1 protein-coding gene is annotated in these 591 nt (G+C 38.9%); it reads right to left on the bottom strand.

The features are described from left to right. The coding region (locus tag ACS8FD_RS22775; protein WP_439277529.1) for a hypothetical protein at window positions 1-591 on the bottom strand (591 nt) is incomplete at both ends.

The following is a 591-nucleotide window of genomic DNA, read 5'->3' as shown; positions in this document are numbered from 1 at the left end:
CAATAATAATGCCTACACTGTAAACAACAGTCTTCCAAATAGGCTGGTTACTTTGTTCAAGGTTGCCCTCTGGCAAGTGTTTATTTAAATCATAAGGGTCATTAGGATCGATCTGACATTCTGCTTCGATAGCTTTGCTAAGCCGATGGCGGTAGCTGGTCAGCATTGAAATCACACGGCCAACATAGCGCAGTGCTAATAAAGGCAGAGTAATTAAAATCACTAGGTAAAACCTAAAAGTTCGTTTTGGATACTCCATATTTTCGTGAGAGTAGTGTACTACGTTCAATATCAAACGCTTAAATGACATCAGTGGGGTTTCACGCTTTTCATGTATAGGGTAGATGTAACGTATGGCTTCTTTAACTTCTTTTAGTTGCTGATCGTCACCTTCCATATAACGACGGATAACCTCAAAATAACTGATTAAACTTTTATCAAAAACTTCATCTTGAAAGGCAAGTGCAAACATACCGGTAATGGTTTTGCCGTCTTTATCAAATATCACCGCTCTGATGTCTTTATCTTCATTGATATAAGCAATAAAAAAGGTTAAGTCACGCAAGGGATGGGTTTGACCCATGTGGTCGG

It is taken from the genome of Psychrobacter sp. 1U2 (assembly GCF_051847575.1).
The sequence above is the reverse complement of the archived record's forward strand: the minus strand, read 5'-3'. Positions and strand labels throughout refer to the sequence as shown.